The organism is Streptomyces sp. NBC_00090, assembly GCF_045160815.1.
Lineage (GTDB): Bacteria > Actinomycetota > Actinomycetes > Streptomycetales > Streptomycetaceae > Streptomyces.
In genome coordinates this window covers 4,812,849-4,827,472 of record NZ_CP108224.1, presented here as the reverse complement: position 1 = coordinate 4,827,472, position 14,624 = coordinate 4,812,849, and the positions used below count along the sequence as shown (strand labels likewise).

Sequence of the window (14,624 nt, the reverse complement as noted above, 5' to 3'; positions counted from 1 at the left end):
TCTGGGCGTGCGTACGGGGGCTTCCGCGATGAGCGGTGACGGTCGGGACGATCCGCTGGGCAACGGCGGCGCCGCGGAGACCGGAGGACTACCCCCACAGCAGGTGCCGAGCCAGGGCGGCCCGGGAGGCGTCTCCGGTACACCCGTGAGCTCACCGCCGAGCGGCCCGCAGACGGTCGATCCGAGCGTCCCGCAGCAGCGCGAGGGCAAGGCCGCGCCCGGGTCGGGTACCGGACCCGGGTCGCGTGTCGGGGGCGCCGCGGGGGCGACCGCCGGGACGGACGCGCGCGGGGACGGGCTCACCGGCGTCGGTGCCGATGACGGAGACGAGTCCGACGGCGTCCTTCCGCCGCCCGTGGATCTGCCGCCCTCCGACGCCGATCTCGTCCAGCTCATGCGGGACGGCGACGACTCCGCGTACGAGGAGCTGTTCCGGCGCCACTCCGAGGCCGTGCGGCGATACGCCAGGACCTGCTGCCGGGACGCGCACACCGCCGACGACCTCACCGCCGAGGTCTTCGCCCGCACCCTCCAGGCGGTACGGGGCGGGGCCGGGCCCGAACAGGCCGTGCGCGCCTATCTGATGACCACCGTCCGACGGGTCGCGGCGAACTGGGCCAGGACCCAGAAGCGGGAGCACCTCGTCGAGGACTTCGCCGTGTTCGCGGCGGAGGCGTCCCGCTCCTCCGAGGTCTCCGACCAGGACACGCTCGACCTGGGCGCGGACGTCCGGGCCATGCACGAGGCCGAGCAGTCGCTCGCCATGCAGGCCTTCCGGTCGCTGCCCGAGCGCTGGCAGGCCGTGCTGTGGCACACCACCGTCGAGGAGGAGTCGCCGAGCGAGGTCGCCCCGCTCTTCGGACTGACCGCCAACGCCACGGCCGTGCTCGCCAGCCGGGCCCGCGAAGGGCTCAAGCAGGCCTATCTCCAGGCCCACGTCAGCCAGTCCCTGACCTCGGGCGGCGACTGCGCCCGGTACGCGGACCGGCTCGGCGCCTACGCGCGCGGCGGGCTGCGGATCCGGGCCGAGCGCGGGCTGCGCAAGCACCTGGACGAGTGCGCCAAGTGTCGGCTCGCCGCCGGCGAACTGGCCCATGTCAACGCCGGGATCCCCGCGCTGCTGCCGGTCGCCGTCATCGGCTGGTTCGCCGCCGGGTACTCGCTCAAGGCGGCCGGTGTCGTCGCGGGCGGTGCCGTCGGCGCCGCCGGAGCGGGCGCGGCGGCCGCGGCCTCCGGTGCGTCCGGCGGGGCCGCCGGCGGCACGGCCTCGGGCGGTGCCGCCGCCGAGGGCCTCGGCATGCCCGCGAAGGCCGGACTCGCGGCCGCCATGGCCGTCGCCGCTGCCGCCGGGCTCGTCTGGGCCATGGCCGGGGACCCGCAGCCCGCGGCGACGCCCCGGCCCACCCAGCCGGTCGTCACCCCCGTCGTACCGCCGGAGCCCGCTCCCCCGGCGAAGCCGACGCCGAAGCCCGTACCCCCGCCCCCACCCGTAACGGCCGAAGCTCCGACGCCGACGCCCACGCCCACGCCGACTCCGAGCCCGACCCCGAGCCCGGAGAAGCCGTCCCCGAAGCCGAGCCCCACGCCGAAGCCGACCCCCACCCCCACTCCGCCGCCCGGCCCGAAGCCGACACCGACGCCCGCTCCGACCCCGACGCCGAGCCCGGAGACGACCTCGCCGAAGCCGGCTCCGCCCGCGCCGCCCACCGTCTACCGGGTCAACGAGCTGGAGTACGGCATCTTCGGCGACGGCACCAAGCCCGAGCTCTCGCTCTCCGACAGCAGCTGGATGTGGCCGCGGAACGGCCTGTCGATCGGTGGCACCCGGTACGCGTACGGGGTGAGCGTGCACGCGCCGTCCTCGCTGCTCGTCCACCTCAACCGGCAGTGCGGGAACTACGACGCGATCGTCGGCATCGACGACCTGAGCGCCCTGCTCGGCTCCGGCGGCGTCCGCTTCTCCGTCTACGGCGACGGGGAGCGGCTCTGGCGCTCCGACGTGGTCCGGGCGGGCGACCCGCCGCTCCCGGTGCACGTCGACATCACGGGCCGCTCCACGCTCCGGCTCGTGGTGGAGGAGCACACGCCCTTCGGCCGTGCCGCGGTCGCCGACTGGGCGGATTCCCGGATCAGCTGCTCCTGACCCCGTCCGCCGACGTGGCGGCGTAGGTCTCGGCGAGCGCCAGGACGTCGTCGAGGCCGAGGCCCGTGCCGGCCGCGCGGGCGGCGGCGAGGCCGGACGCGCCGAGCGCGGCGAGCGCCTCCGCCGTCACCGACTCGGCCTCGTGCAGCTCCGGGACCGAGCGGGGCATCTCGTGGCGCCAGACGTCGACGGCGGCGAGGACCATGACGGCGAGCGCGGGTTCGCCCGCCTTGGACAGGGTGACCGCGAGGCCCTGGCCGAGAGCCGTGGAGATGGGGTCCGCGCACTGGGAGTCCCGCGCGGTGCGCAGCGCGAACGCGGCGGAGGCCACGGCCGCGGCTCCCCCGCCCCCGTAGGCGTCGACGCGGGCGGTGAGCCCGGTCACCACGGCCAGGAAGTGCGGTGGCGGGGTTCCGGTCGCGACCAGACGACCCGCCACCTCCAGCTGGGCGCGGGCCTCCTCGACCTCGCCCAGGTGGATGGCGATGGAGGCGCGCAGGAAGCACACGAACGTCAGGGTGTCCTGCACGTGGTAGCGCTCGGCCTCCGCCGAGGCCTCTTCGAGCCCCTTCCCGGCGGCCTCCATGTCGCCGGAGCGGTAGGAGAGTTCGGCGAGGCGGGCGAGGAGGAAGGGGCTCTCGGCGTGGGCGCCGACTTCGCGGGCGAGGCCGAGGGCCTCCTCGTAGGCCTCGCCGGCCTCCGCGTAGCGGCCGCGCATCATGTTGGCCTCGGCGGCGGCGCTCGCGATCTGGGCCCCCATCCACCGGTCCCCGACGCGGCGGGAGAGGACGCGGAGTTCGGTCAGGTCCTCGTCGACTCCGGCCATGCCGCCGGGCATGTCGACGACCAGGTGCGTACGGAACATCAGGCTGACGCCGACCTCCCAGTCGCCGCCGTGGCGACGGCAGTTGGCGACGGCCACGTCGAGCAGGGCACGGATCCGCAGCGGTTCCTCGGTGAGGTACGCGGTGAACGGCCAGAGCAGACCGGGGAAACGGGCGGCCTCGGGGCCGGGGTCCGTACCGAACGCGGCACGCACCCGGCCGACCAGGGCGACGGTCTCGGGGTCGTCGCGGAGGTGAGCGGCGGTGTGGTTCTCGACGGCGAGGAAGAAGTGGAGCATCCGCAGATGCATACGCGGCCAGTAGCGGGGGTCGGCCGGGTCGGCCGGGTCCTCGCCGAGAGCGATGGCCCGCTCCGCCCAGGCCAGGCCCTCGGGACGGTAGTTGCGCAGCCACCAGAACCAGCCCATGGCGAAGACGAGCCGGTGGGCGGCGGCCTCGTCGGGGGCGGCGAGGCCGACCCGGTGGAGGGCGGCGCGGATGTTGTCGAGGTCCCGCTCGATCCGCTCGATCCAGGGAAGCTGCTCGTGCGAGCGCAGCTTGGGCTCGGCCTCCTCGGCGAGGGCCGTGAAGTGGGCGGTGTGGGCGGCCTCGGCGGCGGCGCGGAGCGCGGGGGTCTCGGCGGCCCGCTCGGCGGCGTACTCGTGGATGGTCTCCAGGAGGCGGTAGCGCATCTCGCCCTCGTCCGTGGGGGTGGCCACGACCAGGGACTTGTCGACGAGCGCGCCGAGGGTGTCGGCCGCGCCCGGTGTCAGGGCCTCGGCGGCGGCGAGGTCCCAACCGCCGGCGAAGACGGAGACCTGGCGGAGCAGGCTCCGTTCGGCGGGTTCGAGCAGGTCCCAGGACCAGTCGACGACCGCGCGGAGGGTCTGCTGACGGGGCAGGACCGTGCGCGAGCCGGAGGTGAGCAGCCGGAACCGGTCGTCGAGGCGGTCGGCGATCTGGCGCGGGGTGAGCAGCCGGAGCCGGGCGGCGGCCAGTTCGATGGCGAGCGGCAGGCCGTCGAGTCGGCGGCAGATCTCGTCGACGGCGCCGGCGTCCCCGGCCGGGTCGAAGGAGGGGCGTACGGCGCGGGCGCGTTCGGCGAAGAGGCGGTGGGCGGGGTCGGGCGGCAGCGGCTCGACGGGGCGGACCGATTCGCCGGGGACGCCGAGGGGTTCGCGGCTGGTGGCGAGGATGCGGAGCTGCGGGCAGTGGGTGAGGAGGGTCTCGGCGAGGGCGGCGGCCGCGCCGATCACGTGCTCGCAGTTGTCGAGGACGAGGAGGAAGGGGCGGCCGGCGAGGTGCTCCACGAGGTGGGCGGTGGGGTCCTGGAGGGGCAGGCCTTCGCGGTTGAGGAGGTTGATCTCGCGGAGGCGGAGCGCGTTGAGCACGGCGCCGGGGAGCGCCTCGGGGTCGTCGAGGGGTGCGAGCTCGGCGATCCAGGCGGCGGGGCCGACGGCGCGCACCGCGGCCACCTCGGCGAGCCGGGTCTTCCCGGAGCCGCCGGGCCCGGTGAGGGTCACGAGTCGGGAGCGGGCCAGGTCGTCCTGGAGGGCGGCGATCTCGGGCTCGCGCCCGACGAAGGAGGTGAGACGGGGGCGGATGTTGCCGGGGGCGGGGCCGGTGGGGGCGGGGGCGGGGCCGGTGGGGTCTGTGGGGGTGGCGGATGCCTGGTGCTGCTTCGGCCGAGGGCGCGGCTCGGGATGTGGGTCCGGGTGCTGTGACCGGGAGCGGCGGTCCGTTTCCGGGTGCTGCCGGGTGGCGGGCCGGGCCGCCGTCGCGCCGCCCGCCGGGGGCGGTCCGGCCGTACCGCTCGTACCGCTCGTACTGCCTGCACCACCCACACCACCCGCACCGCCCGTGAGGAGTACGTGGTGGAGCGCGGCGAGTTCGGGCCCCGGGTCGGCGCCGAGGGCGTCCGCGAGGGTGCGGCGCGCCGACTCGTAGGCCGCGAGGGCGTCGGCGTGGCGGCCCTCGGCCCGCAGGGCGCGGATGAGGTGGGCGTGGAAGGCCTCGTCGTACGGGTACGTGGTGGTGAGCTCGGTCAGCTCCGGGACGAGTCCGTCGGTGGCGCCCCGGCGCAGGTCGGCCTCGACGCGCCGGCGCAGGGCCGCGAGCCGCTGGGCCTCGGTCCGAACGCCCGCCGGGTCGGGCAGGTCGGCGAGGGCGGGGCCTCGGAAGAGGGCCAGGGCGTCCCGGAGGAGGGCGGCGGCGGTGTCGGGGTCGTCGGCGTCGAGACGGGCGCCCGCGTCCCTGACCCGGCGCTCGAAGACGTACAGGTCGATGTCGTCGGGACCGGCGACGAGCCGGTAGCCGGGGCCGGCGGTGGAGACGACGGCCTCCGCGCCGAGGACCCGGCGGAGGCGGCCGACCAGGGCCTGGAGGGCGGCGGGAGCGTCCTGCGGCGGGTCGTCCCCGTACACGTCGTCGGCGAGCTCGGTGGCGGAGGCGGCCCGTCCGCCGCGCAGCGCGAGCGCGGCGAGGAGCGCGCGCAACCGGGCGCCGCCGAGGGGGAGGGGGGTGCCGCGGGGGTCGAGGGCCTCGGTGGTGCCGAGGATGAGATACCGCACCGGCTCATTGTGGCCGGTGGCCTCGGGGTACGCCTCGGGGTTTACCCGGGTGGGACCCGGAGCCGGACCGGGCTCAGAACGCGGCCGTGTCCAGGGTGAAGCCGAGGGGGGCGGGGAGCGGAACGAGTTTCCCCAGCTTGTGGACGGATTTGTGGGCGTAGTCGTCGCCGGACGGATCGGAGCAGACGACGGCCTCGTCCGCCTCCCGGTCGATCAGCAGGTAGAGCGGGATTCCGGCGCGGGCGTAGGCCCTGATCTTCTGGACGCGGTCGCGGCTCGCGGTGGAGGAGGAGGTGACTTCGGCGACGAGAAGGACCGGGTCGGGGGCGTGCCACTCCTGCTGGTCGTCGAAGCTGCCCTTGGGAGCGATGACGAGGTCGGGGATGACACGCACGGTGTCGGTGGCACCGGGGAGGCTGAGGCCGATGCCCGTGTAGCGCCCGACGCCCTTGTCGTGATCTCGGACCTGACCGTTCAGCTCCGAGACGATCTCCCCGTGCTCGCCGTTGGCCGGAGGTACCACGCAGATCTCCCCTTCGATCAGCTCCACGCGCCAGCCCTTGGGGGCCATGGCGCTGAACAGCTCGAAGGTCTCCTGCACACTCGCACCCTCACGGTCGGGCAGCTCCTCGGAGAACACGTTCTCCGGAACCGGCATCGCCATGCCGGACCTCCTTCGATCGGTGCGACGCTCTCAGCTTAGGCCGGTCATCTCGGCGGGGTCCGGAACGCTTCACTCGAACGAGCGTGCTGTGACGTTTCACCCGAAGGCCGCCGCCCGACCTCACGCGGGCAGTGACCTCGACGCCGGGATCAGGGGGCCCTGGACCGCCCGGTGGGCGCGCGGCTCCGTGGTGTTCGTCCAGCAGGAGCCGCGGCGGGCGAGGAGGCGGCGGAGCCAGAGTTCCGTGGAGACGAGGTCGGCGAGGCCGTCCAGGGGGACGGGTTCGCCGTCGGCGGCCGCGCGCAGGGCCTCCCGCACGACGCGGGCCTCGATCAGGCCCGCGTCCGCGAGGAGCGGGGCGTCGAAGAGGGCCAGGAGGTGGGGGAGCGCGGCGCGCAGCCCCGCGCGCGTGGCGGCGGCCGGGACCGCCGGGTGGGGTGCGCCCCAGCCCGCGGGGAGGTCGTGGATGCCGGCGCCCGAGAGGACCGTGCGCAGGACGCCGGCCCGGGCGTCCGGCTGGACCCGGAGCGATTCGGGGAGCGCGCGGCAGGCCCGTACCACCTGGTTGTCGAGGAAGGGGGCGTGCAGCCGCTGGCCGCGGATCTCCGCCGCCTGCTCCAGGACCCGGTGGTCGGCCGCGGCCCGGGCCAGGGCGGCACGCGCGCGTGCCTCGCCGGGGCGCTGTACGGAGGTGGGAAGCGTCGCCGCACGGTTCAGGCGAACCGATACTTCAGCCAATGCCTCCCCCGTCAGCCAGCGCGCCGCGGGCCCCGGCCTCGACCAGGTCAGGGCCGAGAGCGAGGCCTCCAGGGGACCGAAGCCGTCCGGGGCCGTGCGGTTCGCCTCCAGGACCCGCCGCGCCGCCGCCTCCAGACCCGTCCGGTACGGGGTACGGGCCAGCTTCCGCGCCGCCCGGTACACGGTCAGCGGCACCAGGAGCGCCCCCGCCGACGGGCCCGAGGCCTTGGCGAGCGCCGTCACCGGGCGCACCAGGGAGCGGCGCCTGCGGTCCATCAGGAGGTCGGCGAGGCGCGCCGGGTGCGCGTCCAGGACCTGCTTGGCGCCCATGCCCGTGAAGTGGTCGGCGCTGCCGCCCGCGAGCCGCCTCCGATGGCGCTCGGCGGTGACGAGCGAGGGTCCCGGCTCGTCCGTGAGCGGCCCGTCCAGGGCGGCGTACGGGAGCGCCTCCTCGCCCGCCGCGACGACCACGTGGTGCAGGCGCGGGTCGGCCGCGATCTCCCCGGCCCGCTTCAGCTCGTCCTCACGGCCCGAACCGGCCCGGGTCGCCAGGTCGTTGAAGGTGACCGCGAGCAGCCGCTCCCCCGCGCCCGCGCCGTGTCCGAGGATCGTGCCCGGCACCCCCGGCAGCCCCGCCGCCAGGAGCGCGAGCGTGCCGGAGGCGCTGCCGCCGGACAGGTCGGCGCCGATCCCGGGCGTCGGGCCGCCGCCGCGGGCCGCGCGCCGGTCGGCGGGCCCCATCCCGGGGACCGGGCCCGGGTCGGGCAGCGGGGCCTCGGGCGCGTGCCGGGGCGCGGTGAGCCGGGCGCGCACGGCCTCGACCAGGGCGTCCCGCACCCCCTCCACGGACTGCCGGGCGTCGGCCTCGGGCGCCGCGACCGCGAGCGAGGCCACCTGCTCGTACCCGGTGATCTCGCGCGAGCCCTCCCGCAGGATCAGCGCGTGGCCGGGCGGCACCCGCCGCACCCCTTCGTACGGGGTGGAGTCGCGCAGCGCCTCCGGGGTCTCGGGGCAGGCGAGCAGGGCGGCCAGGTGGCCGATGTCGAGCTGGGCCTCGACGAGGTCGGCGAGCGGCAGGGCGGCGGTCGCGAAGGCGGTGCCGCCGGCCCACGGGGTGTGGAACACCGGCCGGGCGCCCGCGAGATCACCGGTGACGGTGACGCGGCGGCCGGCCTTGACGACGACGGTGTAGCTGCCGGGCCACGCCGTCAGGTGCCTCAGTGCGCCCCCGCGCGCGGTGAGCAGGCCGACGCGCAGCTCCTCGTCGGTGGCGGCGCAGCAGCCGAGCACGGCGAGGCGGGTGTGGTCGTCGACGGCCACCACGCGCACCTCGTCGGGGCGCCAGTCGCCGACCGCCCACAGGGGATCGGGGTCGCCCCAGAGGAGTTGTGCGCCCACCGGTTGCACCGTGCGCCCCTCGGCCGCCGGGCCGGAGTGCGCGGCGCCGGAGGTGTAGCCGCTCCCGCCGGCGGACGTGTAGCCGGACTGGTGGCCGGACGTGTAGCCGGACTGGTGGCCGGGCGTGTAGCCGCTCCCGCCGGACGTATATCCGCTCGTACCGGATGCGTAGCCGCTCCCGCCCGAGCCGTATCCCGCGGTGGAGTCGTATCCGCCGTACACCGCTCCCGCCCGCGCTCCGGCGGTCGTTGCGAAGCTCGCGGCGACACTGCTCCAGCCCACCAGCCATCGCATCGGCGCCTCCACGTCCGTTTCGGTGGGAGACATGCTGCCACGACAACGGCGCACGGGGCGGAGTCCGGGTGCACGCGTACGAAAGCCGAATGCGCCCCTGGCATGGGCCAGTTGGACACCGGCGTCATTCGGCCAAATATCGACCCTCCCCGGAGGGTCCCGAAGGCGTCCGGGGCACGGCCCGGCCCACCCCCGGCCCTCATACGTCTCCGGCAGCCCGGGAGGCGCTCCCGCCTCCCGGCGCCGTCCGCCGCCCGCGGGGAATGGGGCGGCGGTGTCCCCCAGCCCACTGGTCCGGGACACCGTTCCCGGCCGAGCGGGCCGACCCACGCACCACCCATGGAAGCGCTCCCCCCGCCGGCCGGACGAGAGCGCACGGCCGGGCGCACGGCCACACGGCGGGAGCACGAGCCGAACCGGCGCCCCCTCCCGCGGACTGTTCACACAACAATCTCGCCATACGGAACACCGCCCCTTAACGGTAGGGATGCGGCGAACTACGCTGTGTTTACGAATGCCGCACGCCTATGCCCGGCGTCGTGGCGGCCGTCTGGGTTGTCGAGGGGTGGCGTCATGTCCAGGGAGCAACGCGGGCCGAACGAAAAGCTCGGCACGGTTCTCGCCCTCGCGGGAATCAGCAACGCCGGGCTCGCCCGGCGCGTCAACGACCTCGGTGCGCAACGGGGTCTGACGCTACGTTACGACAAGACGTCGGTGGCCCGCTGGGTGTCGAAGGGCATGGTGCCGCAGGGCGCCGCCCCGCATCTGATCGCCGCCGCGATCGGACAGAAGCTCGGCCGGCCCGTGCCGCTGCACGAGATCGGGCTCGCGGACGCCGACCCGGCGCCCGAGGTGGGGCTCGCCTTCCCGCGCGACGTGGGCGAGGCGGTCCGCTCGGCCACCGACCTGTACCGGCTGGATCTCGCCGGGCGGCGGGCCGGTGGCGGCGGCATCTGGCAGTCGCTGGCCGGATCCTTCGCCGTGAGCGCGTACGCGACCCCCGCCTCCCGCTGGCTGATAACCCCCGCCGACCCGTCGGTGGAGCGCGAGGCACCCCGCCCGGGGGAGGGCGTGGGTGCTGCCGTCGCGGCGGCCGCGGAGCACGCGCGCGTGGGTCACAGCGATGTCGCCAAGCTCCGCGAGGCCGCCGAGGACGCGCGCCGCTGGGACTCCAAGTACGGCGGCGGGGACTGGCGTTCGTCGATGGTCCCCGAGTGCTTACGTGTGGACGCCGCGCCGCTGCTGCTCGGCTCGTACTCGGACGAGGTCGGCCGCGCCCTCTTCGGGGCGACCGCCGAACTCACCCGCCTGGCCGGCTGGATGGCCTTCGACACCGGGCAGCAGGAGGCCGCCCAGCGCTACTACATCCAGGCCCTGCGGCTCGCCCGCGCCGCCGCGGACGTGCCCCTCGGCGGGTACGTCCTCGCCTCCATGTCCCTCCAGGCCACCTACCGGGGCTTCGCCGACGAGGGCGTCGACCTCGCCCAGGCCGCCCTCGAACGGAACCGGGGGCTCGCCACCGCCCGCACCATGTCCTTCTTCCGGCTCGTCGAGGCCCGCGCGCACGCCAAGGCCGGGGACGGCGTCGCCGCCGCGGCCGCGCTGAAGGCCGCCGAGGGGTGGCTGGAGCGCTCCCGGGCGGGCGACGCGGACCCGACCTGGCTGGGCTTCTACTCGTACGACCGGTTCTGTGCCGACGCCGCCGAGTGCTACCGGGACCTGAAGGCGCCCCGCGAGGTGCGCCGCTTCACCGAGCAGGCGCTGTCCCGGCCGACCGAGGAGTTCGTCCGCTCGCACGGGCTGCGGCTCGTCGTCTCAGCCGTCGCCGAGCTGGAGTCGGGCAACCTCGACGCGGCCTGCGCGGCGGGCACGCGCGCGGTGGAGGTGGCGGGGCGGATCTCCTCGGCGCGGACGACCGAGTACGTACGGGACCTGCTGCACCGGCTCGAACCGTACGGGGACGAGCCGCGCGTCATGGAGCTGCGGGAGCGGGCCCGGCCGCTGCTCGTCGCGCCGGTGTGAGACCTGTCGGCGCGGGCGTGAGATGGTCCGCGCCGGTGTGAGGCCCGTCCGCGCCGGTGTGAGACCTGTCCACGGCGTGACCCGGCGGGCCCGCCGGGGTCTCCGGGGTCTCCGGGGTCTCCGGGGTCTCCGGACCCGCCGTGACCCGCCGGATCCGCGTGACCTGTGTCTCGTGAGCTCGCGCGAGGTTTCGCGGGATTGTCAGTGGGCCAGTGCACTATCGGGGGTGGGAGGTGGCGCTGGTGTTTGACTGTGACGTGCTCGTGATCGGCGGTGGGATCGTCGGTCTGTCGACGGCGTACGCGCTGACGCGCGCCGCCCCCGGCACCCGGGTCACGGTCCTGGAGAAGGAGCACGCCCACGCGCGGCACCAGACCGGACGCAACAGCGGGGTGATCCACAGCGGGATCTACTACCGGCCCGGTTCGCTCAAGGCGCGGTTCGCGGTCGAGGGCGCGGCCGAGATGGTCAAGTTCTGCGCGGAGTGGGACATTCCGTACGAGGTGACGGGCAAGCTCGTCGTCGCCACCTCGCGCGAGGAGCTGCCCCGGCTGCACGCGCTCGTACAGCGCGGCAGGGAGAACGGCATCCCGGTGCGGGAGCTCGGCCCGGCACAGATCAGCGAGTACGAGCCGCGGGTGCGGGGACTGGCCGCGATCCACGTCGGCACGACCGGCATCTGCGACTACACGGCCGTCGCCGGACGGCTCGCCGAGGCCTCGGGGGCGCGGATCCTCTACGGGGCGGAAGTCACCGTGATCGACCGGCGCCCGTGGGGCGTCGCCGTGCGGACGGCGGACGGGCGGGTCGTGCGGGCGCGGGTCCTGGTGAACTGCGCCGGGCTGTACTGCGACCGGATCGCGCGGCTCGCGGGCGACGACCCGGGCATGCGGATCGTCCCCTTCCGCGGGGAGTACTACGAGCTGGCCGACCCTTCGCTGGTGCGGGGCCTGGTCTATCCGGTCCCCGACCCGGCGTTCCCGTTCCTCGGGGTGCACCTGACCCGGGGCATCGACGGCGGCGTCCACATCGGACCCAACGCGGTACCGGCGCTCGCCCGGGAGGGGTACGGCTGGTCCGTCGTCCGCCCGCGCGAGCTGGCCTCCACCCTGGCCTGGCCCGGCTCCTGGTCCATCGCGCGCGCCCACTGGCGGTACGGGGCGGGCGAGCTGCACCGCTCGCTGTCCAAGCGGGCCTTCACCGAGGCGGTACGGAGACTGCTGCCGGTGGTGGAGGAGTCCGACCTGCGGCGCGCGGCGCCGGGGGTGCGGGCGCAGGCGGTGCTGCGGGACGGGACGCTGGTCGACGACTTCCTGATCCGGGAGGCGACGCGGACGGTCCACGTGCTGAACGCGCCTTCGCCGGCGGCGACGGCGTCGCTGCCGATCGGGCGCGAGGTGGCGCGACGGGCGCTGGCGCGGTTGTAGCCGGTGGGAGGAGCTCCCCGGTTGTAGCCGGGGGGGCTTCGCCCCGGACCCCCATGGCGGCGGCACCGCGCCGGCTCCGGCTCTCCGGGCTCGGAAGTCGGGTGGGCGTGGGCCGCCGTAGAATCGGGGGCATTGTGTCTGAGCAGCCTGAGAACACCGTGCAGCCCGTCGCCGACCCCGCCCCCCAGCCCGTCGCGCGGCGGGGCAGTCGGATGTTCGCCCCCGGTGAGGGGCCCCTCCCCGATCCCGCCGGGGCCCATCACGAGCGGCGGATCCGGAGCTTCCAGCCGCGCCGCAGCCGCGTCACCTACGGGCAGGCCGAGGCCATGCTGAAGCGGTGGCCCGACTGGGGGCTCGACATCGACGGCAAGCGGGTCCTCGACCTGGGCGAGATGTTCGACGGGCTTCCGGTCGTCCTGGAGATCGGCTTCGGCATGGGCGAGGCGACCGCGCAGATGGCCGCCGCCGATCCCGGCACCGGCATCCTCGCCGTGGACGTCCACACCCCCGGCCAGGGCAATCTGCTCGGTCTCGCCGACCGCAACGGCCTCACCAACGTCCGGGTCGCCAACGGCGACGCGATCATCCTGCTCCGCGAGATGCTGGAGAAGGACTCCCTCGACGGCTGCCGCGTCTACTTCCCGGACCCGTGGCCCAAGGCCCGCCACCACAAGCGGCGCCTCATCCAGCCCGAGTTCCTCAGCCTGCTCGCGACCCGGCTCAAGCCCGGCGGCGTGCTGCACTGCGCCACCGACTGGGAGTCGTACGCCGAGCAGATGCTGGAGGTGCTCTCCGCGCATCCGGACTTCGAGAACACCCGTGCCGACGGCGGCTTCTCGCCCCGCCCGGACTTCCGGCCCGTCACCCGCTTCGAGGGGCAGGGCCTCGACAAGGGTCACGTCGTGCACGATCTCCTCTTCCGGAGAAGGTGACACGGGAAGGCGACACGGGGGGCGTGGCACGGGGGGCGTGGCACGGGGAACGTGACACGGAGTACGTAACTCCGTCGCCCGGTGTCGGTGGGGGTCGTTAGGGTCGCTCACGTGTCGAACCCCGTCCCCGCCGAAGCCCAAGCCGAAGCCGACGCCGACGCCCGAGCCGAAGCCGACGCCCGAGCCGAAGCCCAGGCCCGAGCGGACGCCCAGGCCCGAGCCGAAGTCCGTGTCGGCGCCGAAGTCCACGGCGCGACCGCTCCCGTCCCGCACCGGGACACCGAGGAGCCGGCCTTTCCCGCCGCCGCCGACCGGTCCCAGTGGCGCTACCGGCCCCGCCGCGCCTTCTGGCGCAGCCGGCTGGTCCGGGCGGTCGCCGTGATCACCCTGCTCGCGCTCTGCGCCCTGGTCATCCTGGCGCTGGTCCGCGAGCAGACCGGCACAGAGGGCTTCCTCGTCGGCCTGGGCCTCGCGGTGCTTCCCGTACCGCTGCTCATGGCCGCGTTCCGCTGGCTCGACCGGGTCGAGCCAGGCCCCTGGAAGAACCTGCTCTTCGCCTTCGCGTGGGGTGCCTTCGCCGCCGCGCTGGTCGCGATCCTGGCGAACTCCTTCGCGGTCCGCTGGATCGCGACGGCCACCGCCGACCCCGATTCGGCCGACACCCTCGGCGCCACGGTGATCGCGCCGGTCGTGGAGGAGAGCGCGAAGGCCGCCGCGATCCTGCTGCTCTTCCTCTTCCGCCGACGGCACTTCGGCGGACTCGTCGACGGGGTCGTCATCGCCGGTTTCACCGCGACCGGCTTCGCCTTCACCGAGAACATCCTCTACCTCGGCAACGCCTTCGGCGAGGACCAGGCGTTCGGCTCCGCCGGCATCGGCTCGGTGACCGCCGGAACCTTCTTCGTACGGGTCGTGATGTCGCCGTTCGCGCATCCGCTCTTCACCGTGCTGACCGGCATCGGCTTCGGCTTCGCCGCGCTCGCGCCGCGCGGGAAGCGGATCCGGCGGGTGCTGCTGCCGATCGCCGGACTGCTGCTCGCCATGGGCATGCACGCCGCCTGGAACGGCGCCGCCACCTTCGGCGGCCCCCTGGCCTTCTACGCGGTGTACGGCTGCTTCATGGTCCCCGCCTTCGGCCTGCTGACCTGGCTCGCGGTGTGGAGTCGGCAGCGCGAGCTGCGCACGATATCCGGGGAGCTCCCGGCATACGCGGCGGCCGGCTGGCTCTCCCCCGCCGAGCCGCTCGCCCTCTCCTCGATGCGCGCCCGCCAACTGGCCCGCGCCTTCGCCGCCCGGACGTACGGTGCTCCCGCGGCCCGGGCGGTCGGCGAGTACGAGTCCTTCGCGACGACCCTCGCGTTCCTCCGCGACCGGGCCCGGCGCGGCACGGCCGGGCCGGACTTCCCGGCCCGGGAGCAGGAGCTGCTGCACCACCTCTGGCAGCGCCGGGAGGTCGCCTCGCCCGCGCTCACGTACGCGGCGCGGGCGACGGGCCGGGTGTGGGCGCCGCCCCAGTACCTGGACTACGGCGGCTACAACCCGTACCGAAGCTGAGCAGCACCGGCCCGGCACCCGCCGGTCCGGGGGCGTCTCCGTCCCTGCCCAGGCCCGG

At 75.2% G+C, this 14,624-nt stretch carries 8 protein-coding genes; 5 read left to right on the top strand and 3 right to left on the bottom strand.

The features are described 5' to 3' along the window. The first annotated feature begins 28 nt into the window (after window positions 1-28). Complete coding sequence (locus OG361_RS21525) at window positions 29-2,143, top strand: sigma-70 family RNA polymerase sigma factor (RefSeq protein WP_405855872.1); 2,115 nt, start codon at window positions 29-31, stop codon at window positions 2,141-2,143. Here OG361_RS21525 and OG361_RS21520 read toward each other — a convergent pair. The 3 genes from OG361_RS21520 to OG361_RS21510 form a co-directional block, all read right to left on the bottom strand. Continuing rightward, the gene (locus tag OG361_RS21520; RefSeq protein ID WP_405855870.1) at window positions 2,130-5,537 is read right to left on the bottom strand and encodes an AfsR/SARP family transcriptional regulator; all 3,408 of its coding nucleotides are present in this window, start codon (window positions 5,535-5,537) and stop codon (window positions 2,130-2,132) included. The genes OG361_RS21525 and OG361_RS21520 overlap by 14 nt on opposite strands. A gap of 73 nt (window positions 5,538-5,610) precedes the next feature. Continuing rightward, window positions 5,611-6,201, bottom strand: a complete 591-nt coding sequence (locus OG361_RS21515) for a Uma2 family endonuclease (RefSeq protein WP_405855868.1) — start codon at window positions 6,199-6,201, stop codon at window positions 5,611-5,613. Between the two features lie 120 nt (window positions 6,202-6,321). Further along, complete coding sequence (locus tag OG361_RS21510; protein ID WP_405855866.1) at window positions 6,322-8,664, bottom strand: asparagine synthase-related protein; 2,343 nt, start codon at window positions 8,662-8,664, stop codon at window positions 6,322-6,324. Between the two features lie 540 nt (window positions 8,665-9,204). Between OG361_RS21510 and OG361_RS21505 the strand changes: the two genes are divergently transcribed. From OG361_RS21505 to OG361_RS21490, 4 genes are all read left to right on the top strand, one after another. After that, window positions 9,205-10,653 carry an MFS transporter gene (locus tag OG361_RS21505; RefSeq protein ID WP_384572100.1) on the top strand — a complete coding sequence of 483 codons (1,449 nt, stop codon included), beginning with the start codon at window positions 9,205-9,207 and terminating at the stop codon, window positions 10,651-10,653. A gap of 242 nt (window positions 10,654-10,895) precedes the next feature. Beyond that, entirely contained in the window at window positions 10,896-12,080 is a 1,185-nt protein-coding gene (gene lhgO / locus OG361_RS21500; protein WP_405855864.1) for an L-2-hydroxyglutarate oxidase, read from the top strand. Between the two features lie 212 nt (window positions 12,081-12,292). After that, on the top strand, window positions 12,293-13,012 hold the full coding sequence (trmB, locus tag OG361_RS21495) for a tRNA (guanosine(46)-N7)-methyltransferase TrmB (RefSeq protein WP_384572284.1): 720 nt from the start codon (window positions 12,293-12,295) through the stop codon (window positions 13,010-13,012). Window positions 13,013-13,123: 111 nt separating this feature from the next. After that, complete coding sequence (locus OG361_RS21490; RefSeq protein ID WP_405855862.1) at window positions 13,124-14,566, top strand: PrsW family intramembrane metalloprotease; 1,443 nt, start codon at window positions 13,124-13,126, stop codon at window positions 14,564-14,566. Window positions 14,567-14,624 lie beyond the last annotated feature (58 nt).

Bases quoted from the DNA above. Each gene is read 5' to 3' on its own strand.
- OG361_RS21525 (WP_405855872.1), top strand. From the start codon at position 29: ATGAGCGGTGACGGTCGGGACGATCCGCTGGGCAACGGCGGCGCCGCG.
- OG361_RS21515 (WP_405855868.1), bottom strand. From the start codon at position 6,201: ATGGCGATGCCGGTTCCGGAGAACGTGTTCTCCGAGGAGCTGCCCGAC.
- OG361_RS21510 (WP_405855866.1), bottom strand. From the start codon at position 8,664: ATGTCTCCCACCGAAACGGACGTGGAGGCGCCGATGCGATGGCTGGTG.
- OG361_RS21505 (WP_384572100.1), top strand. From the start codon at position 9,205: ATGTCCAGGGAGCAACGCGGGCCGAACGAAAAGCTCGGCACGGTTCTC.
- trmB (WP_384572284.1), top strand. From the start codon at position 12,293: ATGTTCGCCCCCGGTGAGGGGCCCCTCCCCGATCCCGCCGGGGCCCAT.